Source organism: Pantoea sp. GbtcB22 (assembly GCF_019091025.1).
GTDB lineage: Bacteria > Pseudomonadota > Gammaproteobacteria > Enterobacterales > Enterobacteriaceae > Pantoea > Pantoea leporis.
The window spans coordinates 288,636-312,248 of sequence record NZ_JAGXKB010000005.1 but is presented as its reverse complement, the minus strand read 5'-3'; the positions used below and the strand labels follow the sequence as shown (position 1 = coordinate 312,248).

Genomic DNA, 23,613 nt, shown 5'->3' with positions numbered 1-23,613 from the left:
CGCTACTCTCCTTCGGAGTCAAACACTTTTTTCAGCGTTTTCATCCGGCGGGATGAATTTCTTCACTCCCTGCCGAGTCGTCTGCGTTGCCGCTTTGCCGTCTCAGTGGTGGCGCATTATAGGGAGTTCATTTCAGCTGACAAGTGCTAATTTGAAGTTTTCGCGCGACCGCTCACTTTCCAGGCTATGCGTTGCAAAAAGCAGCTAATTCTTGCAAAAGGCCAAAAAAAACGGGCCTGCAGGCCCGTTTTAATCAGAAGTGATTACTGATGAGCAACAATCACATCGTCTTTAACATCCATTTCGATGGTTTTTCCCGGAACCAGGGCACCAGAAAGAATCTGCTGAGCCAGCGGGTTTTCAATCTGCTGCTGAATAGCACGTTTCAATGGACGCGCACCATACACCGGGTCGTAGCCATTCTCGCCGAGCAGTTTGAGCGCCTCATCGGAGATATGCAGCTGATAGCCACGCTCCTCAAGACGTTTATACAAACGTTGCAGCTGAATCTGCGCAATTGAAGCAATGTGTTTTTCGCCCAATGGGTGGAACACCACCATGTCATCGATACGGTTGATAAACTCTGGGCGGAAATGCTGCCCCACAACCGTCATCACCACCTCTTTCATCTCCGCATAATCCAGAGAACCGAAACGTTCCTGAATAAGATCGGAGCCAAGGTTCGAGGTCATGATCACCACGGTATTGCGGAAATCGACCGTACGGCCCTGTCCGTCGGTTAAGCGACCATCATCCAGCACCTGCAACAGAATGTTGAACACATCAGGATGCGCCTTCTCCACTTCATCCAGCAGAATCACCGAATAAGGCCGACGACGTACCGCTTCGGTCAGATAACCGCCCTCTTCATAGCCGACATATCCCGGAGGTGCACCCACCAGCCGCGACACCGAGTGTTTTTCCATAAACTCGGACATATCAATACGCACCATCGCGTCATCGCTATCGAACAGGAAGCTAGCCAGCGCTTTACACAACTCGGTTTTCCCTACCCCCGTTGGTCCGAGGAACAGGAAGGAACCAATTGGACGATTCGGATCGGACAAGCCGGCACGACTACGACGAATCGCATTCGAAACCGCTTCTACCGCTTCGTTCTGGCCAATGACGCGTGAATGCAAATCCTGCTCCATACGCAGCAACTTGTCGCGCTCGCCTTCCATCATGCGTGCGACAGGAATTCCGGTCCAACGCGCCAGTACATCGGCGATCTCCACATCCGTTACGCGATTACGTAACAGCTTCATGGTTTTACCTTCAGACTGCGTAGCGATGGCTAACTGTTTCTCCAGCTCCGGAATTTTACCGTACTGCAGCTCAGACATCTGACCCAGGTCACCAACGCGACGCGCTTGCTCCATCGTCAGGCGCGCTTGCTCCAGCTCGGCTTTAATGTTTTGCGTGCCGGTTAATGAGGCTTTTTCCGCTTTCCACTCCTCTTCCAGCTCAGCATATTCACGCTCTTTCTGGTCAAGTTCACTTTCCAGCATTTCCAGACGCTTCACGCTGGCGTCATCAGACTCTTTCTTCAGCGCCTGCTGCTCAAGTTTCAACTGGATGATGCGGCGCTCAAGGCGATCAAGGGATTCAGGCTTCGAATCCATCTGTAAACGAATGCTTGAGGCCGCTTCGTCTATCAGGTCGATGGCCTTATCCGGCAGCTGACGATCGGAGATGTAACGATGCGACAACGTCGCCGCAGCCACAATCGCCGGATCGGTGATCTGCACATGATGGTGCAGCTCATAGCGTTCTTTCAGTCCGCGCAGAATGGCAATGGTATCTTCGACACTCGGCTCAGCAACGAAGACTTTCTGGAAACGACGTTCCAGCGCCGCATCTTTCTCTATGAACTGACGATACTCATTCAACGTAGTTGCGCCGACACAGTGCAACTCACCACGCGCCAATGCGGGTTTCAGCATGTTGCCGGCATCCATGGCGCCATCGGCTTTACCTGCGCCCACCATGGTATGCAGTTCGTCGATAAACAGAATGACGTTGCCTTCCTGCTTCGCCAAATCGCTAAGCACGCCTTTGAGGCGCTCTTCAAATTCACCGCGATATTTGGCGCCCGCCACCAGCGAACCCATATCCAGAGCCAGCACGCGACGGCCTTTCAGCCCTTCCGGTACTTCGCCATTGATGATGCGCTGCGCTAAACCTTCGGCAATAGCCGTTTTACCGACGCCGGGTTCACCAATCAGCACCGGGTTATTTTTGGTACGACGCTGCAACACCTGAATGGTGCGGCGAATTTCTTCATCACGACCGATAACCGGATCAAGCTTGCCGAGTTCGGCACGCTCTGTAAGGTCGATGGTGTATTTTTTTAATGCCTGACGCTGATCTTCAGCCCCTTGATCGTTCACGCTGTCTCCTCCCCGTATTTGCTCGATGGCCGCAGAGAGTTTTTCCGGAGTCGCGCCAGCTGATTTCAAAAGATCAGCCAGCGAGCCACGTGAATCGAGGGCCGCCAAAACAAATAATTCAGATGATATAAAGTTGTCGCCGCGCTTTTGCGCCAGCTTGTCGCACAGATTGAGTACCCGAATCAGATCGGCGGATGGCTGCACATCGCCGTCCGTGCCTTCAACCTGAGGTAGTCGATTAATCGCTTGTTCAATGCTGGTACGCAGGCCAGCCACGTCGGCACCCGCTGCGCTGAGCAACGGACGCACCGATCCGCCTTCCTGGTTGAGCAATGCGCTCATCAAATGAAGGGGTTCAATGAATTGATTGTCATGTCCCAGAGCAAGGGACTGTGCATCGGCAAGTGCCAGTTGAAATTTATTAGTAAGACGATCCAGACGCATAATTCCTCCCATTACAGGTCAAAATGCTACTGGAGATTAAATGAGGTCATCCCTCAAATTTTTCAAGGTTAATGACCTGAGTTGTGAGCAAAAAATACGCTAACTGGACCGTCTTGTGGCGTAAGGTTATCTCAGCCAAATCAAAGTTGCCATACGCCCGGTGATTCCGTCGCGTCGGTAGGAGAAAAAATCATCGCGCTCATGGAAGGTACATCGCGTTGAACCGCTGATGGAATGCACGCCAGCGGCCTGTAGACGATGACGCGCCAGCAGCCAAATATCGGCAAAGTATTTGTTACCCGCCGGGCGGAAAGCCTCTTCCGCTTGTGAATCATGGGCCATAAATGCCGTTCTGACTTCCGAGCCAACTTCAAATGCCAGCGGCCCAATTGCCGGACCAAGCCATGCATGAATGTCATTTGGCGCGCAGTGAAACTGCGACAACGTCTGTTCCAGCACACCATTACAGAGTCCACGCCAACCGGCATGTGCTGCAGCGACTTCACTGCCATCCTTGCTGCAGAACAGCACCGGCAAACAATCCGCCGTCATCACTGCGCAAATAACCCCGCTTTCACGCGTGATTGCGGCATCAGCGCGCGGCAGCGGATCGCTGGCGGGTAAACGCGCAACCACTTGACCATGGATCTGATCCAGCCATTGCGGCATTGCAGGTAACGTCAGTTGCTCAACCAGGCGCTGACGATTCTGAGCAACATGCGCCTCAGCGTCGCCAACATGCCCACCAAGATTCAACGAATCCCATGGAGCAGCGCTGACGCCGCCGTAACGCGTGGTGGAACATGCCCGAACATGCTGCGGCGCAGGCCAATCCGGGATGATCCATTCACTCATAGCCAATCCATCTGATCGCGGAATTCAAGGGTATCGGCTTTCAGCGCATCAATTAAATCGACCATATCCTGCGGCAACGGCGCATGCCATTCCATCTCAATACCGGTGATTGGGTGATAGAGACGTAACATCGTGGCATGCAGCGCCTGGCGATCAAAACCCCGTAGCGTAGTGATGAAAGCTTCAGATGCCCCTTTTGGCGGACGTGGGCGGCCACCGTACAGCGGATCGCCCACCAGCGGATGGTTAATATGCGCCATATGCACACGAATTTGATGGGTACGACCGGTTTCGAGACGCAAACGCAAACGCGTATGGGCACGAAAATGCTCCATGATGCGATAGTGCGTGGTTGCCGGTTTACCCATCGGGTGCACCGCCATGTGCGTACGTTTGGTTGAGTGGCGCGCCATGGGCTGATCCACCGTACCGCCCGCAGTCATGGTGCCAATAGCCACCGCTTCATACTCACGCGTGATTTCGCGCAGCTGCAGCGTTTCAACCAGGTGCGTTTGCGCAGGAACGGTTTTCGCGACCACCATCAAACCGGTGGTATCTTTATCCAGACGATGAACAATACCTGCACGAGGTACGTCAACGATCGGTGGATAGTGATAAAGCAGTGCGTTAAGCACTGTGCCATCAGGATTACCGGCGCCGGGATGTACCACCAAACCGCGAGGTTTGTTGATGACCAGAATGTCGTCATCTTCATAGACGATATTCAATGGGATGTTTTGCGCTTCCCAGCGTTGCTCTTCTTCGATCTCAGCATCAATCGAGACATGCTCACCGCCAAAAACTTTTTCTTTTGGTTTATCGATGATAGTGCCGTTGACGCTGACTCGGCGCTCGAGAATCCATTCTTTTATGCGAGAACGTGAATAATCAGGGAACAATTCTGCCAAAGTCTGATCTAAGCGTTGTCCAAGCTGTGCTTCGGACACCGTTGCGGTGAGTTGAACTTGTTGTGCCATATACAGCTTCTTCGTTAACGTTGGGTTTTCACGGCGATGCCGTTTAATATAATGTGCTATCGTACCTGGTCATAACTGGGAGCTATACGGACAGCTTCTGCTACAACACTTTGAGGATAATCATTTCGTCATGACGCGTATGAAACATCTGGTGGCTGCTGCCACACTGAGCCTGAGCCTGGCGCTTGTGGGTTGTTCTGGCTCATCAGATCCAGTCCCGGACAGCCCGCCGTCTGAAATTTACGCCACGGCCCAGCAAAAGCTGCAGGACGGTAACTTTAAAGCGGCGATTAAGCAACTGGAAGCACTGGATAACCGCTATCCGTTTGGCCCTTACTCGCAGCAAGTACAGCTGGATTTGATCTACGCGTATTACAAAAATGCCGATCTGCCACTGGCGCAAGCCGCTATTTCTCGCTTTATGCGTCTGAATCCAACCCATCCGAATATCGACTATGTCATCTATATGAAAGGTCTGACGGATATGGCGCTGGATGATTCTGCACTGCAGGGCTTCTTCGGTATCGATCGTTCCGATCGTGATCCGACGCACGCTCGTGATGCTTTCCGTGACTTCTCGCAATTACTGCGCGGTTATCCAAACAGCCAATATGCTGCGGATGCGCAGAAACGTTTGGCATTCCTGAAAGAGCGCCTGGCGAAGTATGAACTCTCGGTGGCGCAATTCTATACCAAGCGCGGTGCCTATGTCGCTGTTGTTAACCGCGTGGAAACAATGATGAAGGATTATCCGGATACTGAGGCAACCCATGAAGCGTTGCCGTTGATGGAGAATGCTTACCGCCAGCTGCAGTTGACGGCTGAAGCCGACAAAGTGGCAAAAATCATTGCGGCAAATAATCAGTCCTGATTATTACACCCACAAAAAAGCAGCCATGAGGCTGCTTTTTTTATGTCACTTTGTGGATAATTCAGCATTTTTACAGATTTATCGCTGCAGTTATCCAGTCAATCATGCGCCCTTCCCCAGTCGTCTTCAAGTATCTCCCGCCACTTTCCCGGCCTTTCTCACAATTAAGCGGCATTGACAAAAAGTGACATTTCAATGTGATTTAAATCACACATTTTCTTAATTTCCGCGGTATGCTGGTCCTACCCACACGGAAATGACAGAGAGGTTTAACTATGATTCTGAACATTACCAGCAAACAAATGGAAATCACCGAGGCCATCCGTAACCACGTTGAAGAGCGTCTCGCCAAGCTGGAAAAATGGCAAACACATCTGATAAACCCTCACATTGTGTTATCGAAAGAGCCGAAGGAGTTTGTGGCTGATGCCACTATTAATACGCCTAACGGAACGCTGGTTGCCAGCGCGAAACATGATGATATGTATACGGCCATCAATGACTTGATTGCCAAGCTGGAGCGACAACTCAATAAAGCGCAACACAAACCCGAAGCCCGTCGCGCCAACAGCAGTGTGAAAGATTTTCTTCCTACGGAATAAGCAAACATCTTTAGTAACGCGCCTCCGGGCGCGTTTTTTATTGACAGCTTTAAATCACTGCGGTTACTCTCAAGCCACTTCATTTATGGAAACAACCATGAAACATCTGCCGTTCTTCTTCGCATTCTTTTTTACCTTCCCCTGATTGGGAGGCGATTCGTCATGTGAAAATGAATGCGAAGACGAACAACAAAGCCTCCCAAATGGGAGGCTTTTTTATTGGACATTTTACAGGTGAGCCCTATGAATCCCGAAAATCCGCTGCTGGCATTACGCGATAAAATCAGCGCCGTTGATGAAAAACTCTTAGCGCTTTTGTCGGAGCGTCGCATACTGGCCGTTGAAGTTGCGCAGGCTAAACTGGCAACGCATCGCCCTATCCGCGACGTTGAGCGTGAGCGCGCTCTGCTGGAAAACTTAATTTCACTGGGTAAAAAGCATCAGCTTGATGCGCATTACATCACTCGCCTGTTTCAGTTGGTGATTGAAGATTCGGTTCTAACTCAGCAAGCCTTGTTGCAAAAGAATCTCAACCATCCACATGCTCACGCACCGCGCATTGCCTTCCTCGGTCCGAAAGGTTCCTACTCACATCTTGCGGCGCGCAAATACGCCACCCGACATTTTGATTCAATGGTTGAGATTGGCTGCCTGAAATTCCATGACATCATCCATCAGGTGGAAAGTGGACAAGCGGACTACGCGGTGATGCCGATTGAAAATACCAGCTCTGGTTCGATCAACGACGTTTACGATCTGCTTCAGCAAACCACGCTATCGATTGTGGGTGAACTGACCATTCCAATTGAGCACTGTGTGCTGGTCAACGGCAGCACCGATTTGCAGCAGATCGAAACGGTATATAGCCATCCACAGCCATTCCAGCAGTGCAGCCAGTTCATTAATCGTTTCCCGCAGTGGAAAATCGAATACACCGAAAGCACCGCTGCAGCGATGGAGAAAGTGGCAGCGATGAATTCACCAAAGGTTGCCGCATTGGGTAGCGAAGCGGGCGGTGAGCTGTATGGATTGCAGGTGCTGGAGCGCAATCTGGCCAATCAACAGCAGAACCATACGCGCTTCATCGTGCTGGCACGTAAAGCGATTGAAGTTTCTGGTCAGGTTCCGGCGAAAACAACATTGATCATGGCGACGGGTCAACAAGCGGGGGCATTGGTTGAAGCGCTGATGGTATTACGTAACCACGGCCTCATCATGAGCAAACTGGAAAACCGTCCCATCAACGGCAATCCGTGGGAAGAGATGTTTTATATTGATGTGCAGGGCAATCTGCAGTCAGAAAATATGCAGTTGGCGTTAACCGAGTTGAGCGGCTTAACCCGTTCATTAAAAGTTCTTGGCTGCTATCCAGGCGAGAATGTGGTTCCGGTTGAGCCGCGCCTCTAAGCAAAAAGGCATCCTCACGGATGCCTTTTGTTTTTTACTGCCGGCTATCGTTCGCCGATCGCAGCATGCTTCTGCTTTCGACCAGGAAGCGTTTCGCGTAATCACCAAACCAGTGTTCGACGCGCTCAAAGCTATCGATAAAGGCTTGCTTATCGCCCTGCTCGAGCAGTTTGATCGCATCGCCAAATCGCTGGTAATAACGTTTAATCAGCGCCAGATTACTCTCCGAGGACATGATGATGTCCGCGTAAAGCTGCGGATCCTGCGCAAACAGACGTCCAACCATTGCCAGTTCAAGGCGGTATATCGGTGAAGATAGCGCCAGCAGCTGATCCAGATTAACGTTCTCTTCCGCCAGATGCAGACCGTAAGCGAAAGTCGCAAAGTGACGCAGTGCCTGAATAAACGCCATATTCTGGTCGTGCTCAACGGCACTGATACGATGCAACCGCGCGCCCCAAACCTGAATCTGCTCAAGGAACCACTGATAAGCTTCCGGCTGACGGCCATCACACCAAACCACAACCTGCTTTGCCAGGCTGCCGCTGTCCGGACCAAACATCGGATGCAAGCCCAGAACCGGTCCGGTGTGCGCGGCCAGCATCGCCTGCAGCGGGCGATTCTTCACCGAAGCCAGATCGACCAGAATGCAGTCTTCTGGCAATTTTGGCAGCTCACCGATGATTTGCTCGGTCAGATGAATTGGCACACTGATAATCACCATGCCCGCATCTTTCAGCAGCTCGTCAGAGCGTTCCCAATCGCCTTTATCCAGAATGCGGACCTGATAGCCAGAAAGCGTCAGCATCTTTTCAAACAGACGCCCCATCTGGCCGCGGCCACCTACAATCACCACCGGACGCAACGTCGGACACAGCGTTTTGAAGCCTTTGTCATTTTCATGCGCATAGGATTCACGCATCAAACGACGCAATACATCTTCAATCAAGTCCGGCGACACGCCGAGCGCTTCAGCTTCCTGGCGGCGTGAAGCCAGCATGCTGGCCTCACGCTCAGGAACATAGATCGGCAAACCGTAGCGGCTTTTAACTTCCCCTACTTCGGCTACCAGCTCCAGTCGTTTTGCCAGTAACCCAAGCAGTGCTTTATCTACTTCATCGATTTGATCGCGTAGCGCGGTCAGTTCAGCCACCATGACTCATTACACCTCGTGTGACAGACGCGCCGACAGCACTCCCTGCAGATCCTGATGGATTTCACGCAGCAATGTTTCAGTGGTTTCCCAGTTGATGCAGGCATCAGTGACGGACACACCGTATTTCATTTCGCTACGTGGCTGTTCAGAAGACTGGTTGCCTTCATGAATGTTGCTTTCCAACATCAGGCCAATGATGGAACGGTTTCCATCTTTAATCTGCGCAATAGCCGATTCGGCTACGCCAGGCTGGCGACGATAGTCTTTGTTAGAATTACCATGGCTGCAATCTATCATTAAGGCCGGACGCAGTCCCGCTTTCAGCATCTCTTTTTCACACTGAGCGACATCTTCTGGACCGTAGTTTGGTGCTTTACCGCCGCGCAGAATCACATGCCCATCTGGGTTGCCCTGCGTTTGCAGCAAGCAAACCTGGCCGGCCTGATTGATGCCAACAAAACGGTGCGGCATTGCGGCGGCGCGCATGGCGTTAATCGCGGTGCCCAGGCTGCCATCCGTACCATTTTTAAAACCAACCGGCATGGAAAGGCCTGAAGCCATTTCACGGTGGGTTTGTGATTCAGTGGTACGCGCACCAATCGCTGACCAGCTAAACAGATCGCCAAGATATTGCGGGCTATTCGGATCCAGCGCTTCGGTCGCCAGCGGTAAACCCATCTCAACGAGATTAACCAGCAGTTGACGCGCGATATGCAGGCCAGCTTCCATATCAAACGAGTTGTTCATGTAAGGATCGTTGATTAACCCCTTCCAGCCGACGGTGGTTCGAGGTTTTTCAAAATAAACGCGCATAACGATGTACAGCTGATCCTTCAACTGTGCAGAGAGAGATTGCAACTGACGGGCATAGTCAAGCGCGGCTTCAGTATCGTGAATCGAACAAGGACCACAAACCACCAACAGACGCGGATCGCGGCCCGCAATAATATCGGCAATGGTTTGGCGAGAAGACGCAATTTGCGCTTCCTGCGCCGCAGTGAGCGGGAATTTGGCTTTCAGCTCTTGCGGGGTAATCAAAATTTGTTCGTCGGCGATATGCACATTGTTCAGCGCGTCTTTTTGCATGATTGCGATCCTTTTCACTCGTTTATGCGGTTTGGGATCCTCACTGAGGATGGCGCTTACTTTATCACACCCTGTACAGGTTGCAATCCACCCATGTACACATTTATTACCACATCAAATAAAAAACACAGGTAATATTAAAATAACCATTAAAATCAAATACATAATTGAAATGACGGCAGAGTGAAAGTGTAAACTAAAGGTTACATACAATTATTTTCTGATGATGCTCTCAACTGAAAGTTTGGTATAACATTTTGATTTTCATTGTTTTCAGGAAACATACACTTTTCCATCTTAGGGATGATCCTGCGCTCTTATACGCCCATAAAAAAAGGGGCTGGCCAAATGGCCAACCCCTTGTTTGCTATTAACTTTGAGAAGTCGCTTACGCGCCAAGACGCTCTTTGATACGAGCTGACTTACCGGTACGCTCACGCAGGTAATACAGTTTGGCTTTACGCACAGCACCACGACGTTTAACAGCAATGCTGTCAATTACTGGAGAGTGAGTCTGGAAGACACGCTCAACACCTTCGCCGTTAGAAATCTTACGAACAGTGAATGCAGAATGCAGACCGCGGTTACGAATAGCGATAACCACGCCCTCGAATGCCTGCAGACGCTTCTTAGAACCTTCTACGACCCATACTTTCACTTCCACGGAATCACCCGGACGGAATGAAGGTACGTCCTGCTTCATCTGCTCTTGTTCAAGTTGCTTGATAATGTTGCTCATAATTAAATCTCTTATCCTGGGTAAACTGATAGTGAGGGAAGATTACTCTCCCGCCTCATCGTTTTGTTGCTGCTGATGTTCACGCTGGAACTCATTTAGCAACCGTGCTTGCTCTTCAGTCAGAGCCAGGTTTTCCAGAAGTTCAGGTCTTCTTAGCCAGGTACGGCCTAACGACTGTTTCAGGCGCCAGCGGCGAATATCGGCATGGTTGCCCGACAGTAAAACTGGCGGAACTTCCATCCCTTCTAACACTTCAGGTCGGGTATAGTGCGGGCAATCCAGCAAACCATCCGAGAACGAATCCTCATCGGCTGACGCCTGTTTTCCCAGTACGCCGGGAATAAACCGGGCGACCGAGTCTATCAACGTCATGGCTGGCAGCTCACCGCCACTAAGAACGTAATCACCGATTGACCATTCTTCATCAATCTCAGTGTGAATCACGCGCTCATCTATCCCTTCATAGCGACCACACACCAGAATCAACTTCTGATGGGTCGCCAGTTCGCAAACGCCCTGTTGGTCCAGTTTGCGTCCCTGAGGTGAAAGATAAATCACCTTAGCACCTTCTCCCGCCGCTGCTTTCGCTGCGGAGATGGCGTCCCGTAAGGGTTGCACCATCATCAACATTCCCGGTCCGCCGCCGTAAGGACGATCGTCCACGGTACGGTGCCGGTCATGCGTGAAGTCACGAGGACTCCAGCTGTGAATGTCGAGCAGGCCATTTTTTACTGCCCGGCCAGTTACCCCGTACTCGGTAATAGCGCGAAACATCTCTGGAAACAGGCTAATAACACCAATCCACATCGCGTTCGCCGTTACGTTACCGGATTGTCCGGAGATCAAAAACCAGGATCCCAATCTACTTCAATAAGGCCAGTAGAGAGATCGACTTTCTTGATAACCTGTTCATCAAGAAACGGGATTAACCGCTCTTGCGCACCGAATGCATCCTTCAGGTTTGCCTTAACGACGAGAACGTCGTTCGATCCGGTTTCCATCAAATCAATGACTTTGCCCATCTCGTAGCCTTCGAGGTTCACTACTTTCATTCCCATAAGGTCTTTCCAGTAGTAATCGCCTGCTTCCAGCGCTGGCAGCTGCGTGGAGTCGACCGTAATTTCGCAATTGGTCAACTGTGCCGCAGCGTCCCGATCGTCAATGCCTTTGACTTTGATGATCAGGTCCTGATTGTGGTGCTTCCAGCCCTCGAGTTCGACCTGCTGCCATTTACCGGCGCGCTGGATGAACCAAGGTTGGTAGTCGAAGATGCTTTCAGCGTCTTCAGTGGAGGAAAACACTTTGAGCCAACCCCGAATTCCGTAAGCCGCGCCCATTTTTCCCAATACAATCGGGTTAACGGGAGGCTGCCCGGCAGGTTTAATGCTCATGCTCACCACCGTGACAGATTAAGCTGCTTTCTTTGCTTCTTTGATCAGCGCGTTAACGCGATCAGAAAGCGTTGCGCCCTGGCCAACCCAGTGCTCAATACGGTCCAGATCCAGACGCAGACCTTCAGCCTGACCAGAAGCGATCGGGTTGAAGAAACCTACGCGCTCGATGAAACGACCGTTACGAGCATTGCGGCTGTCAGTGACGACGACCTGATAGAACGGACGCTTTTTAGCGCCGTGACGTGCCAAACGAATTGTTACCATAACATCCTCATTAGTTAATAAAGCGCTCGGGCCCCATCGAGGAACGGGGCCCGAGCGCGATATAAAAAGCCCGAAAATTTTACTCATTTTGGCGCAAAAAGCAACCTAAGCGTGCCAAATTTCCGGCTTTATGACGGCCGCCTTAGCGACCAGGGAATCCAGGCGGCATCATACCTTTCATGCCACGCATCATTTTGGCCATGCCGCCTTTCTTCATTTTCTTCATCATGCGCTGCATATCATCGAACTGTTTCAGCAGTCGGTTGACATCTTGCACCTGCATGCCTGAGCCCAACGCAATACGACGTTTGCGCGACCCCTTGATAATTTCTGGCTTCTCACGCTCTTTACGCGTCATCGAATTGATGATGGCTTCCATGCGGACCAGCACTTTGTCATCCATCTGCGATTTCACGTTGTCAGGCAGTTGCCCCATGCCCGGCAGTTTGCCCATCAGGCTCGCCATGCCGCCCATGTTACGCATCTGCTTCAACTGCTCAAGGAAGTCGTTGAGATCAAAACCGTCGCCGGTTTTCAGTTTCTTCGCCAGTTTCTCCGCCTGATCGCGGTCAACTTTGCTTTCGATATCTTCGATCAGCGACAGAACATCGCCCATGCCGAGAATGCGCGACGCGATACGCTCTGGATAGAAAGCTTCCAGCGCTTCGGTCTTCTCACCCATCCCCATAAATTTGATTGGCTTGCCGGTAATGTGACGAATCGACAGCGCCGCACCACCGCGCGCATCACCATCGACTTTCGTCAGGATCACACCGGTCAGCGGCAGCGCTTCGTTGAAGGCTTTCGCGGTGTTGGCGGCATCCTGACCGGTCATGGCATCGACCACAAACAGGGTTTCCACCGGATTTATCGCGGCGTGTACCTGTTTGATTTCGTCCATCATCGCTTCATCGACGTGTAAACGACCGGCGGTATCCACCAGCAGCACATCGTAGAATTGCACTTTGGCTTGTTTTAGCGCGTTCTGAACAATATCTACCGGCTTTTGACTCAGATCGGACGGACAGAAATCCACGCCGACCTGGCCAGCCAGGGTTTCCAGCTGTTTGATCGCCGCAGGGCGATAAACGTCAGCAGAAACTACCAGCACTTTTTTCTTATGCTTCTCGCGCAAGAATTTACCCAGTTTCGCCACGCTAGTGGTTTTACCAGCACCTTGCAAACCTGCCATCAGCACCACGGCTGGCGGCTGAGCATTCAGATTGAGCGCATTATTTTCAGCGCCCATCGCCGCAACCAGTTCGTTGCGCACGATTTTGATGAACTCCTGGCCTGGCGTCAGGCTTTTGTTCACATCGTGGCCAACGGCGGCCTCTTTCACGCGATTAATAAATTCACGCACTACCGGCAGCGCAACGTCAGCTTCCAGCAGCGCCATGCGGACTTCACGCAGCGTGTCTTTGATGTTGTCTTCAGTCAGCCTTCCGCGGCCGCTGATATTGCGCAGGGTTTGCGACAAACGATCGGTTAAATTATCAAACATGCTCTCTCACTTAGAACCGTAGCGAGGCCGCCATAGGCGACACAATGCGGCGGATTATAACACGAAGACGAAGCGATCTCTGCAATTGACCGTCAGATCGTTTGGAGCCTGCTGCTGCTGGCGCTATACTGCTTTTTTCCTTATCTGACCGATACCTGAAAGGATCTATGTTCGTTTTCGCGATCGTGGCGCTGTTCGCCTACTCCCTCAGCCTTGCATTGATCATTCCCAGCCTGCTTAAACGCAACGGTGGCTGGCGTCGTTTTGCTGTGCTTTCTGCCTGCGTGGCGCTGATTGCGCACGCCATTGCTCTGCAGCAGCGCATTTTTGCTGTTGATAACGGGCAAAACCTCAGCCTGCTTAATATCGGCTCGCTGGTTAGCCTGCTGATCTGCGCCATCATGACGATTGTCGCCTCGCGCAATCGTGGCTGGCTGCTGCTGCCGATTGTTTACAGCTTTGCATTGATTAATCTGGCCTTTGCCACCTTTGTGCCCAATGCCTTTATTACGCATCTGGAAACCACGCCGGGCATGATGGTTCACATCGGTCTGTCGCTGTTTGCCTATGCCACGCTGATCATCGCGGCACTGTATGCGCTGCAGCTGGCGTGGATTGATTACCAGTTGAAAAATAAGAAACTGGCTTTCACTCAGGATATGCCGCCGCTGCTCAGCATTGAGCGCAAAATGTTCCACATCACGCAGATTGGCGTTGTGCTGTTGACGCTGGTGCTGTGCACCGGTTTGCTCTTCATGCATAACCTGTTTAGCGCTGAGAATGTGGATAAAGCGGTTCTCTCCATCATTGCCTGGTTTGTCTACATCGTTCTGCTTTGGGGACACTATCGTGAAGGCTGGCGCGGACGCCGCGTCGTGTGGTTTAACTGTGGCGGCGCATTGCTGCTAACCATGGCCTACTTCGGCAGTCGCGTGCTTCAGCACCTGCTCACCTCTCACTAAGGATTTTGTGTTGGAACACGTTTCAACCACCACGCTGATCATTACGCTGGTCATCATGGTGCTGGTCTCTGCCTATTTCTCCGGTTCAGAGACCGGCATGATGACGCTTAATCGCTACAAACTGCGCCATAAAGCCAAAAGCGGCAATCGCGGTGCGCGTCGGGTAGAAAAACTTCTGCGTCGTCCCGACCGCCTGATCAGCCTGGTTTTAATTGGCAACAACCTAGTTAATATTCTCGCCTCCGCACTCGGCACCATTGTCGGTATGCGCCTGTATGGCGATGCTGGCGTAGCGATTGCCACCGGCATTCTGACTTTTGTCGTGCTGGTTTTTGCCGAAGTGCTGCCGAAAACGGTCGCGGCGCTCTATCCAGAAAAAGTGGCCTATCCCAGCAGCGTGTTACTGGCTCCACTGCAGTATGTGATGCTGCCGCTGGTGTGGCTGCTGAATACCATAACCCGCATTCTGATGCGCATGGTGGGCATTAAAACCGACGGTTCCATCAGTTCGGCGTTAAGCAAAGAAGAGTTGCGCACCATTGTGCATGAGTCGCGCTCGCTGATGTCGCGGCGTAATCAGGACATGCTGCTGTCAGTGCTTGATCTGGAGAAAGTCAGCGTGGATGACATCATGGTGCCGCGCAATGAGATCGTCGGCATCAACGTCAATGATGACTGGAAATCGATTGAGCGCCAGCTGAGTCATTCGCCGCATGGGCGTATCGTCCTGTTCCGTGACTCGCTGGATGACTGTGTTGGTATGCTGCGCGTGCGTGAAGCCTGGCGCATGATGACCGAGAAGAAAGAGTTTAACAAAGATCGCCTGCTGCGTGCTGCTGATGAGATTTACTATGTACCGGAAGGCACGCCGCTTAACGTGCAGCTGGTTAAATTTCAGCGTAACAAAAAGAAAGTCGGCATGGTGGTTGATGAATATGGCGATGTTAAAGGCCTAGTGACGATCGAAGATATTCTGGAAGAGATCGTCGGCGATTTCACCACCTCCATGTCGCCGTCGCTGGCTGAAGAAGTCATGCCGCAAAATGATGGTTCGGTATTGATTGAAGGCAGCGCCAATGTGCGTGAAATCAACAAAGCCTTTAACTGGACGTTACCGGAAGAGGATGCGCGCACCATTAACGGCATGCTGCTGGAAGCACTGGAAGAGATTCCGCTGGTCGATACTCGCGTCACCCTTGGCGCCTACGATATCGATATCCTTGATGTGCAGGACAACATGGTGAAGCAGGTGCGCATTACGCCACACCACGCACTGAAATCCTCCATCGGCTCCTGAAGCCTGTAAACAAAAACGCCGCGATAATCGCGGCGTTTTTCATGGTGTCTCAACTAGATGTGCAGCTCTTTCAGCTTTTCCGCTGGCAGCTTCAAATCTTCGTTGCGGTTCACGCCGATGTCGTGCGCCAGCACATTGCGCGCGATCTGCTGCGCTTCATCCAGTGAGTGCAGTTTGTAGCTGCCGCACTGATATTCGTTCAGCTCTGGAATCTGGCCCTGCTCTTTGACTTTCAGAACATCTTCCATCGCGCCTTTCCAGGCTTTCGCAACACGCTGCTCGTCAGGCGTACCAATCAAACTCATGTAGAAGCCGGTGCGGCAACCCATTGGCGAGATGTCGACGATTTCAACGCCATCACCATTCAGATGATTACGCATGAAGCCAGCAAACAGGTGCTCCAGCGTATGGATGCCACGCTCAGTCAGAATATCAATATTCGGACGGCAAAAACGCAGGTCGAAAACGGTGATGGTATCGCCATGCGGAGTTTTCATGGTTTTTGCTACGCGTACTGCAGGTGCGCCCATGATGGTGTGATCAACAGTAAAACTATCCAGTAGTGGCATACGTCACCTCCTGTTTTGAGATTTTTTTTAAAACGATGAAACTTTTCTGTTCGTCCAGCGTCTGAATATATGAAAGACGCGCATTTGTTATCATCATCCCTGACAACAGAGATGTTTATTTTGGCCACATTGATGTGGCCATTTTCTTTTCTAGCCTTCGCGACCCGCAAGGTAGCTTTCGAAATCCAGCGTATCGCTCTGTTCCAGCTTCTCTTGTGCCTGCACCGACTCTAACGCCTGACGACTAAAATCTTCTTCGGTCAGAATCTCTAACGACTCTTCACACAGCAGATGACGATATTGCTCTGCCAATGCCACACCCGCGCCGGTCAAACCGTTTTCTTTGATCGCATGCAGGATGCGCGCCGAATAGGTTAGCTCAGGATCGTCGAAAGATGCCACCAGTTGATCGCAAACCTGTTGATATTGCGTGTTGCCGTGATTGCTGTCGAGCACTTCCGCCACGCGACGCAGATCGGCAAACAGCGCTTTACCCACTTCAACCAGCGTATGTTCTTTTTCGCTGCAACCTACTGCAATGACCTGGCCAGGCTTACGCCCTTCCATCACCACGCGATTCCAGTTTTTACGCGTACACAGCAGCTCATCCGCGCTCATTTCTGGCGCATCAGCAAGCGTACACCAAATCAGGAACAGATCGAGGAAGCGCGCCTGATCGGCATCTACGCCAATCGCGGAGAATGGGTTGATGTCCAGCGAACGCACTTCAATGTATTCAATACCGCCACGCAACAGCGCATCGGATGGTGCCTCGCCTGAACGCGTAACGCGTTTCGGACGAATCGGCGCATACAGCTCGTTTTCAATTTGCAGCACATTGGTGTTCAGCTGCAGCCAGTTGCCTTCGGCATCTTTGGTACCCATGGCGGCATACTCTTCCGACGGCGTTTTAATCGCTGCCTTCAGTGCTGCAACGTAACCTTCCAGCGAGTTAAAAGTGATACCCAAACCGCTCTGCGATTTGTTGGTGTAACCAAGGTCGCTCAGGCGCAGTGAGGTGGCGTGAGGCAGCCACAGCGTACCCTTGCCATCACCTTCAAACGGCAGATTGCTCTCGCGCCCTTGCAGGAACGAGGAGCAAATCGCTGGCGATGCACCGAACAGATACGGAATAACCCAGCCAAAACGATAGTAGTTACGAATCAGACGCAGATAGCCGGCAGAGATGGTCTCTTTGCCGCTTTCGGCATCTTTTACATCCGCCCACTCCTGCCAAAACGACAGCGGCAACGAGAAGTTGTAGTGCACGCCAGAGATAATCTGCATCAGCGCGCTGTAGCGATTCTTCAGCCCCTGACGATACAGCGTTTTCATTTTGCCTATGTTCGAGCTGCCATACTGCGCCAACTCGATGCTATCAACGTCATCAATGAAGCCCGGCATGCTGAAAGGCCACAAGCGCTCCTCGCCTAACTCACGCGCCACATGACGGTGAATATCGCGCAGAAACGCCAGTGAGCGATCGATGCTCTGATCAACTGGCGTGATGAACTCCATCAGCGTTTCGGCAAAATCGGTGGTGATCCAATCATGCTTAAGCGCCGAACCGAGTGACTCAGGATGTCCTGTGGTTGCCAGGTGACCATCGGGTTTTACGCGTAATGATTCGCGCTCAATACCACGGCCGATACCCTTTAACGCGTCAGGATGCGCCTCCAGCCAGGAAAGTGCCTTAGATACGTCCGGGATCACGTTAACCTCCCGCTGTGTTAATAATTTATTTTTGTTCAGCATAATGTTAGCCGTAGCCTCGAATCTGTGCGAATCAATGCCACCATTGCATTGTTTGCAATGTGGCGGTCGCGATAACGATATAACGCAGCGTTTTACCAATGGCGAGGAACAGCACTGAAGGTAGCCAGGCAAAGCGCAACCAACCTGCGAGCACGCAGAGTAAGTCGCCCACTACCGGCAGCCAGCTAAAAATCAGTGCTGCAGGTCCTAATCGGTGTAACCACGTCATTGCTGTGTCGTGCCATCGCCCTTGCCCTTTTGGCGGCATCAGGCGACCAAGAAGAATGTTGGTCAGGCCACCCAGCGTGTTTCCCACTGATGCAGCCAATAACAATCCATAAACCGAACCTTTTTGGGCGATCAGCAGTGCAACCAGCACCGCTTCCGAGCTTCCCGGTAACAGAGTCGCGCTAAGAAAGCTGCTGCCGAATAACGATCCATAGGTCAGAAATTCATTCACAGTAAACGGACATCAACCACGTCCATGCCTGCTGCTTTGGCGGCTTGTACGCCGAAGTCAGCATCCTCAAACACTACACAGCGCTCGGGTGCGATACCCATTAATTCAGCGCAGCGTAAAAAGGTATCCGGCTGCGGCTTATGACGCTGTACGTCATCCGCTCCGACCACCGCATCAAACAGGTGGTAAACACCTAACTCTTCGAGTAAGGCTTTTGCCAGGCTGTGTTCACTGCCGGTGCCCACCGCCATCGGACGGCGACCATGATAAGCCTTTACCACGTCCATCAACGGCAGCGGACGCACGTCATCCAGCAACATCGCTTTCAGTGCAGCGGTTTTTTCCGCCGCCAGCAGATGCGGATCGTGCGTTGCATTGTTCTGCTCAAGAATGAACTGCGCCAGTTGCCAGGTTGGAGCGCCATTGAAGCCCACCATTTTTTCTTCATCCATGGTGAAACCATAGCGGCCAAGCACCTGCTGCCAGGCTTTTCGATGTGTCGGCTCAGTATCCAGAATTGTGCCGTCCATATCGAAAATCAGGGCGTCATATTGGTCGTACATTGTCACTCCATCGAGCACCACAAAATGAGCCATTACTTTAGCGTAATGCGCTCAGGTTGTCGCCAGGCACGCTTAACCGCAAATGCTTTGAAAGCATTAGTTTTTTTCGTTTTCAGAAAAAGGTCAGAGTGCAATGCCGTGGATAAACGCCGGTAAATTCAGCGATTTTTTTACAAGTTGATTTGATTGCTGCAGGATTCAGAAACTGAGAGTCAAAAACAGAGAGGTATCGAAGAAGAGATGGTGCATCCAGGAGGATTCGAACCTCCGACCGCTCGGTTCGTAGCCGAGTACTCTATCCAGCTGAGCTATGGATGCATTGAGTTACTGCTGAAGAAAATTTTGAGAAGTTTGAAGAGGAATGGTGCATCCAGGAGGATTCGAACCTCCGACCGCTCGGTTCGTAGCCGAGTACTCTATCCAGCTGAGCTATGGATGCATTGAGGTTTTCTTACGATGGACTAACTGAAACAACCTGAGGATGATACGAAGAATGGTGCATCCAGGAGGATTCGAACCTCCGACCGCTCGGTTCGTAGCCGAGTACTCTATCCAGCTGAGCTATGGATGCATCGAGTTAATTCTTGTACAACGCAGGGTGCTAACAACTCACCATGAAAGGAACTGCTCGTTCACTCTTACTTCACCTTTCCGAATGGTGCATCCAGGAGGATTCGAACCTCCGACCGCTCGGTTCGTAGCCGAGTACTCTATCCAGCTGAGCTATGGATGCATCGGAAATGGCGGTGAGGCGGGGATTCGAACCCCGGATGCAGCTTTTGACCGCATACTCCCTTAGCAGGGGAGCGCCTTCAGCCTCTCGGCCACCTCACCTTACGCGTTCTTCCGAACCGTGCTTCTGAACTTGTTTCTGCTCATCGGCACTGCGTGGCGCACATATTACTTTCCCGGACTTATAAGTCAAACATTTATTTCCAGCCTTTTGTTTGATTGCACAAATGACACTCAATTCGGATGCTTTAGCGACAAAAAGAGTGATTTATCAACAAAGAAAGCCTGCTGGAGAACAGAAATGGGCGTTAAAGAGAATTGGTAATAGAGAGCGAAAAGCGGAAGATGTGTGGGGCTGGAGAGGAAAAACCGGTAGCGCCTCGCTCAGGAGCGAGGCGCTGAATCCGTTAGTAACTCGAGGCTTGAGTTTTTTCGGCTTGAATACGCTGATAGATCTCTTCGCGATGTACCGAAACTTCTTTAGGCGCGTTAACCCCAATGCGGACCTGGTTACCTTTTACACCCAGCACCGTTACAGTCACCTCATCGCCAATCATGAGGGTTTCACCAACTCGACGAGTTAGAATAAGCATTCTTTGCTCCTTGAAAGATTAAAAGAGTCGGGCTTGTTCGGTCTCCCGGCCGTATCCATCATATAACGCTGAACAATGCCTATGACAAATACACCATTGTGCTTCGCCATGCCAATACATTCTGCTGATAGTTAGTTTAGCCGAAATACACTACATCAACCGGACTTTGTCATTACCTGGTGTGCACCGCGTTAAAAAAGCGCCAGAAAACGGGCTTCTGGCGCTTATCACAATGCGAAATTTATACGTTACAGTCGGTTACTGACCCATTCCTGCACGCCTGCCAGCGCACCCGCTAGCGCCTGCGGATTTGTACCGCCGGCCTGAGCCATATCTGGGCGACCACCGCCTTTACCACCAACCTGAGAGGCCAGTTCGCCAATCAGCTCGCCGGCTTTTACACGGTCAGTAAGATCTTTGGTCACGCCAGCAATCAGTGAAACTTTGCCATCATCAACCGTTGCCAGCACGATAATGGCAGACGTTAACTGGTTCTTCAGATCGTCAACCATGGTACGCAACATTTTCGGCTCAACGTTGCTCAGTTCACTGACCAGCAACTTCGTGCCTTTAACGTCAATCGCCTTACTGCTCAGTGACGCGCTTTCCTGCGCAGCTTGCTGATCGCGCAGTTGCTGCAACTCTTTTTCCAGCGCGCGGACGTGATCAACCAAGCCGCGCACTTTCTCATTCAGGTTACTGCTATTGGCTTTCACCAATTGCGCCACATCCAGCAACTGTTGGCTTTGCGCATTCACTTGTGCCAACGCACCTTCGCCGGTTACGGCTTCAATGCGGCGTACACCTGCAGCAGTGCCCGATTCAGACTGAATGCGGAACAGGCCAATATCACCGGTACGCAGCGCGTGAATACCACCACAGAGTTCGGTAGAGAAATCGCCCATGGTCAGCACACGTACGCGCTGATCGTATTTCTCACCAAACAGCGCCATTGCGCCCTTCTGTTTTGCATCATCGAGATCCATGATTTCGGTCTCAACGACAAGGTTGCGGCGAATCTGCGCGTTAACAATATCCTCGACCTGACGGATTTCCTGCGGTTTCATGGCTTCAAAATGAGAGAAATCGAAACGCAGATATTTATCGTTAACCAGCGAGCCTTTCTGTCCTACGTGATCACCCAACACCTGACGCAGTGCTGCATGCAGTAAGTGCGTGGCGGAGTGATTTAAACGGATGCGCGCGCGACGCGTTTCATCAACCTGTGCATGCAAACGGTCACCAACGCGTAACTGACCGCTGCTCAGCTTACCGATATGACCAATCGCTTTACCATACTTCTGCGTATCCTGAACGCTAAATTCAGCATTCTGCCCAGCCAACACGCCGGTATCGCCAACCTGTCCACCTGACTCGCCGTAGAACGGCGTTTCGTCCAGTACGACCACCGCGTCCTGACCCGCGCTGATCTGCTCAACTTGCTGACCGTCGACGAACAGTGCTTCGACTGTCGCGTTCAGTTCCAGATGGTCATAGCCTTTAAAGTCGGTTGCGGCATCAATGCGAATGACATTGTTATAGTCGGCACCAAAACCGCTGGCTTCACGCGCACGCTGACGCTGCTGCTCCATCGCGGCTTCAAAACCCGCTTCATCAATCTTCAGATTGCGCTCACGGCACACGTCAGCGGTCAAATCCGCCGGGAAACCGAAGGTATCGTACAGACGGAACACCGTTTCGCCATCAAGCGTATCGCCCTGCAGTTTGGCCAGTTCTTCATCCAGCAGTGCAAGTCCACGCTCCAGCGTTTTAGCAAATTGCTCTTCTTCGTTCTTCAGCGCGTTTTCAACATGTTTCTGCTGACGTTTCAGGTCTTCGCCTGCAGCTCCCATCACTTCAATCAGTGGCGCAACCAGCTTGTAGAAGAAGGCTTCTTTCGCACCCAGCATATTGCCGTGACGTACCGCGCGACGAATAATGCGACGCAACACATAGCCGCGGTTTTCATTCGATGGGATTACGCCATCGGCGATCAGGAAGGCACAAGAGCGAATATGGTCAGCGACAACGCGCAGCGACTTGTTATCCAGATCGGTTGCGCCAGTTACCTGCGCAACTGATTTGATCAGTTTGGCAAACAGATCGATTTCATAGTTGGAGTTAACGTGCTGCAACACGGCAGCAATACGCTCCAGACCCATGCCGGTATCCACTGACGGTTTAGGCAGCGGCTCCATGGTGCCGTCGGCCTGACGGTTGAACTGCATGAAGACGATGTTCCAGATCTCGATGTAACGATCGCCATCTTCTTCCGGGCTGCCCGGTGGACCGCCCCAGATATGATCGCCGTGATCGAAGAAAATTTCGGTACATGGACCGCAAGGTCCGGTGTCGCCCATCTGCCAGAAGTTATCTGATGCGAAAGCGCTACCTTTATTGTCACCGATACGGATAATGCGCTCGCGCGGCACACCAATATCGTTAGCCCAGATTTCGAAGGCTTCATCGTCTGTTTCATAGACGGTCACCCACAGGCGCTCTTTAGGCAGCTTGAACCACTGCTCACCCGTCAGCAGTTCCCATGCATAAGCGATCGCTTCTTTCTTGAAGTAATCACCAAAGCTGAAGTTGCCCAACATTTCAAAGAAGGTGTGGTGACGTGCCGTGTAGCCCACGTTTTCGAGGTCGTTATGCTTGCCGCCGGCACGCACACAGCGCTGCGACGTCGTTGCCCGCGCATAGTCGCGCTTATCCTGCCCGAGGAAAACGTCTTTAAACTGGACCATCCCGGCATTGGTAAACAGCAAAGTCGGGTCGTTGTTCGGTACGAGGGAGCTGCTGGCTACAACCTGATGTCCCTTGCTATGAAAAAAGTCGAGAAACGCTTGACGGATCTCAGCAGTGCTCTTGCTCATAAAATTCCTGGAATCACGCTAACGAACGTTCCCTTTCGCTGGCAAACCCTATCCATCCGGCCTGCCGCTGACTGAGGAACAAAAAGTGGGAATAAGATAAATTTTCTTCAGTGG

The 23,613-nt window shown here is 51.7% G+C and carries 22 protein-coding genes, 5 tRNA genes and 1 other annotated feature; of the genes, 6 read left to right on the top strand and 21 right to left on the bottom strand.

The genetic code is table 11. The features are described from left to right. Window positions 1–263: 263 nt before the first annotated feature. The 3 genes from clpB to rluD all read right to left on the bottom strand — a co-directional run bounded on the left by clpB (window position 264) and on the right by rluD (window position 4,669). A complete protein-coding gene (gene clpB / locus KVT28_RS17705) occupies window positions 264–2,837 on the bottom strand; it encodes an ATP-dependent chaperone ClpB (protein ID WP_101762630.1) in 2,574 nt (857 codons plus the stop codon). Window positions 2,838–2,963: 126 nt separating this feature from the next. Further along, window positions 2,964–3,692 (bottom strand): purine nucleoside phosphorylase YfiH, encoded by a 729-nt coding sequence (yfiH, locus tag KVT28_RS17700; protein WP_217549482.1) that lies wholly within the window; start codon window positions 3,690–3,692, stop codon window positions 2,964–2,966. Then, complete coding sequence (gene rluD / locus KVT28_RS17695) at window positions 3,689–4,669, bottom strand: 23S rRNA pseudouridine(1911/1915/1917) synthase RluD (RefSeq protein WP_110868333.1); 981 nt, start codon at window positions 4,667–4,669, stop codon at window positions 3,689–3,691. The genes yfiH and rluD overlap by 4 nt, the downstream gene beginning before the upstream one ends. 130 nt (window positions 4,670–4,799) lie before the next feature. On the opposite strand from rluD, the gene bamD reads away from it, so the two are divergent. From bamD to pheA, 4 genes are all read left to right on the top strand, one after another. Further along, a complete protein-coding gene (gene bamD / locus KVT28_RS17690) occupies window positions 4,800–5,540 on the top strand; it encodes an outer membrane protein assembly factor BamD (protein ID WP_008109011.1) in 741 nt (246 codons plus the stop codon). Window positions 5,541–5,815: 275 nt separating this feature from the next. Beyond that, window positions 5,816–6,142 carry a ribosome-associated translation inhibitor RaiA gene (gene raiA, locus KVT28_RS17685; protein WP_008109009.1) on the top strand — a complete coding sequence of 109 codons (327 nt, stop codon included), beginning with the start codon at window positions 5,816–5,818 and terminating at the stop codon, window positions 6,140–6,142. A gap of 96 nt (window positions 6,143–6,238) precedes the next feature. After that, window positions 6,239–6,363: a sequence feature (Phe leader region), on the top strand. Further along, the gene (gene pheL / locus KVT28_RS17680; protein WP_100703679.1) at window positions 6,240–6,287 is read left to right on the top strand and encodes a pheA operon leader peptide PheL; all 48 of its coding nucleotides are present in this window, start codon (window positions 6,240–6,242) and stop codon (window positions 6,285–6,287) included. Its footprint overlaps the feature before it by 48 nt. Before the next feature lie 22 nt (window positions 6,364–6,385). Continuing rightward, window positions 6,386–7,549: a bifunctional chorismate mutase/prephenate dehydratase gene (pheA, locus tag KVT28_RS17675; protein WP_101762627.1), complete on the top strand. Its 1,164-nt coding sequence runs from the start codon at window positions 6,386–6,388 to the stop codon at window positions 7,547–7,549. A gap of 34 nt (window positions 7,550–7,583) precedes the next feature. Here pheA and tyrA read toward each other — a convergent pair whose 3' ends face one another. From tyrA to ffh, 7 genes are all read right to left on the bottom strand, one after another. Further along, on the bottom strand, window positions 7,584–8,705 hold the full coding sequence (gene tyrA / locus KVT28_RS17670) for a bifunctional chorismate mutase/prephenate dehydrogenase (protein ID WP_061719956.1): 1,122 nt from the start codon (window positions 8,703–8,705) through the stop codon (window positions 7,584–7,586). Window positions 8,706–8,711: 6 nt separating this feature from the next. After that, entirely contained in the window at window positions 8,712–9,791 is a 1,080-nt protein-coding gene (locus tag KVT28_RS17665; protein ID WP_217549480.1) for a 3-deoxy-7-phosphoheptulonate synthase, read from the bottom strand. Between the two features lie 388 nt (window positions 9,792–10,179). After that, window positions 10,180–10,530 carry a 50S ribosomal protein L19 gene (rplS, locus tag KVT28_RS17660; RefSeq protein ID WP_007893316.1) on the bottom strand — a complete coding sequence of 117 codons (351 nt, stop codon included), beginning with the start codon at window positions 10,528–10,530 and terminating at the stop codon, window positions 10,180–10,182. 42 nt (window positions 10,531–10,572) lie between these two features. Further along, window positions 10,573–11,337, bottom strand: a complete 765-nt coding sequence (gene trmD, locus KVT28_RS17655) for a tRNA (guanosine(37)-N1)-methyltransferase TrmD (protein WP_206098215.1) — start codon at window positions 11,335–11,337, stop codon at window positions 10,573–10,575. Between the two features lie 35 nt (window positions 11,338–11,372). Next, a complete protein-coding gene (gene rimM, locus KVT28_RS17650) occupies window positions 11,373–11,921 on the bottom strand; it encodes a ribosome maturation factor RimM (protein WP_008108998.1) in 549 nt (182 codons plus the stop codon). 18 nt (window positions 11,922–11,939) lie between these two features. Continuing rightward, window positions 11,940–12,188 carry a 30S ribosomal protein S16 gene (gene rpsP / locus KVT28_RS17645; protein WP_007893313.1) on the bottom strand — a complete coding sequence of 83 codons (249 nt, stop codon included), beginning with the start codon at window positions 12,186–12,188 and terminating at the stop codon, window positions 11,940–11,942. Between the two features lie 142 nt (window positions 12,189–12,330). Beyond that, window positions 12,331–13,692, bottom strand: coding sequence for a signal recognition particle protein (ffh, locus tag KVT28_RS17640; RefSeq protein ID WP_101762624.1), 1,362 nt, complete (start codon window positions 13,690–13,692; stop codon window positions 12,331–12,333). Window positions 13,693–13,859: 167 nt separating this feature from the next. On the opposite strand from ffh, the gene KVT28_RS17635 reads away from it, so the two are divergent. Both KVT28_RS17635 and KVT28_RS17630 read left to right on the top strand, forming a co-directional pair. Next, entirely contained in the window at window positions 13,860–14,654 is a 795-nt protein-coding gene (locus KVT28_RS17635; RefSeq protein WP_101762623.1) for an inner membrane protein YpjD, read from the top strand. A 10-nt stretch (window positions 14,655–14,664) separates the two neighbouring features. Continuing rightward, the gene (locus KVT28_RS17630) at window positions 14,665–15,951 is read left to right on the top strand and encodes an HlyC/CorC family transporter (protein WP_101762622.1); all 1,287 of its coding nucleotides are present in this window, start codon (window positions 14,665–14,667) and stop codon (window positions 15,949–15,951) included. Between the two features lie 53 nt (window positions 15,952–16,004). Here the strand turns inward: KVT28_RS17630 and luxS are convergent, their stop codons facing one another. The 11 genes from luxS to alaS form a co-directional block, all read right to left on the bottom strand. Further along, window positions 16,005–16,520 carry an S-ribosylhomocysteine lyase gene (gene luxS, locus KVT28_RS17625; RefSeq protein WP_192236523.1) on the bottom strand — a complete coding sequence of 172 codons (516 nt, stop codon included), beginning with the start codon at window positions 16,518–16,520 and terminating at the stop codon, window positions 16,005–16,007. A gap of 150 nt (window positions 16,521–16,670) precedes the next feature. Next, on the bottom strand, window positions 16,671–18,275 hold the full coding sequence (gene gshA / locus KVT28_RS17620; RefSeq protein ID WP_101762621.1) for a glutamate--cysteine ligase: 1,605 nt from the start codon (window positions 18,273–18,275) through the stop codon (window positions 16,671–16,673). Window positions 18,276–18,306: 31 nt separating this feature from the next. Next, window positions 18,307–18,735: a YqaA family protein gene (locus tag KVT28_RS17615; RefSeq protein WP_061719953.1), complete on the bottom strand. Its 429-nt coding sequence runs from the start codon at window positions 18,733–18,735 to the stop codon at window positions 18,307–18,309. Next, a complete protein-coding gene (gene yqaB / locus KVT28_RS17610) occupies window positions 18,732–19,298 on the bottom strand; it encodes a fructose-1-phosphate/6-phosphogluconate phosphatase (RefSeq protein WP_008108985.1) in 567 nt (188 codons plus the stop codon). The genes KVT28_RS17615 and yqaB overlap by 4 nt, the downstream gene beginning before the upstream one ends. Before the next feature lie 241 nt (window positions 19,299–19,539). Beyond that, window positions 19,540–19,616 (bottom strand) — tRNA-Arg (locus KVT28_RS17605). 44 nt (window positions 19,617–19,660) lie between these two features. Then, window positions 19,661–19,737 (bottom strand) — tRNA-Arg (locus tag KVT28_RS17600). A gap of 55 nt (window positions 19,738–19,792) precedes the next feature. Beyond that, window positions 19,793–19,869, bottom strand: a tRNA-Arg gene (locus KVT28_RS17595). 85 nt (window positions 19,870–19,954) lie between these two features. Further along, a tRNA-Arg gene (locus tag KVT28_RS17590) sits at window positions 19,955–20,031 on the bottom strand. Window positions 20,032–20,039: 8 nt separating this feature from the next. Next, a tRNA-Ser gene (locus tag KVT28_RS17585) sits at window positions 20,040–20,132 on the bottom strand. A gap of 305 nt (window positions 20,133–20,437) precedes the next feature. Next, on the bottom strand, window positions 20,438–20,623 hold the full coding sequence (gene csrA / locus KVT28_RS17580; protein WP_008104508.1) for a carbon storage regulator CsrA: 186 nt from the start codon (window positions 20,621–20,623) through the stop codon (window positions 20,438–20,440). 248 nt (window positions 20,624–20,871) lie between these two features. Then, a complete protein-coding gene (alaS, locus tag KVT28_RS17575; protein ID WP_217549478.1) occupies window positions 20,872–23,499 on the bottom strand; it encodes an alanine--tRNA ligase in 2,628 nt (875 codons plus the stop codon). Window positions 23,500–23,613 lie beyond the last annotated feature (114 nt).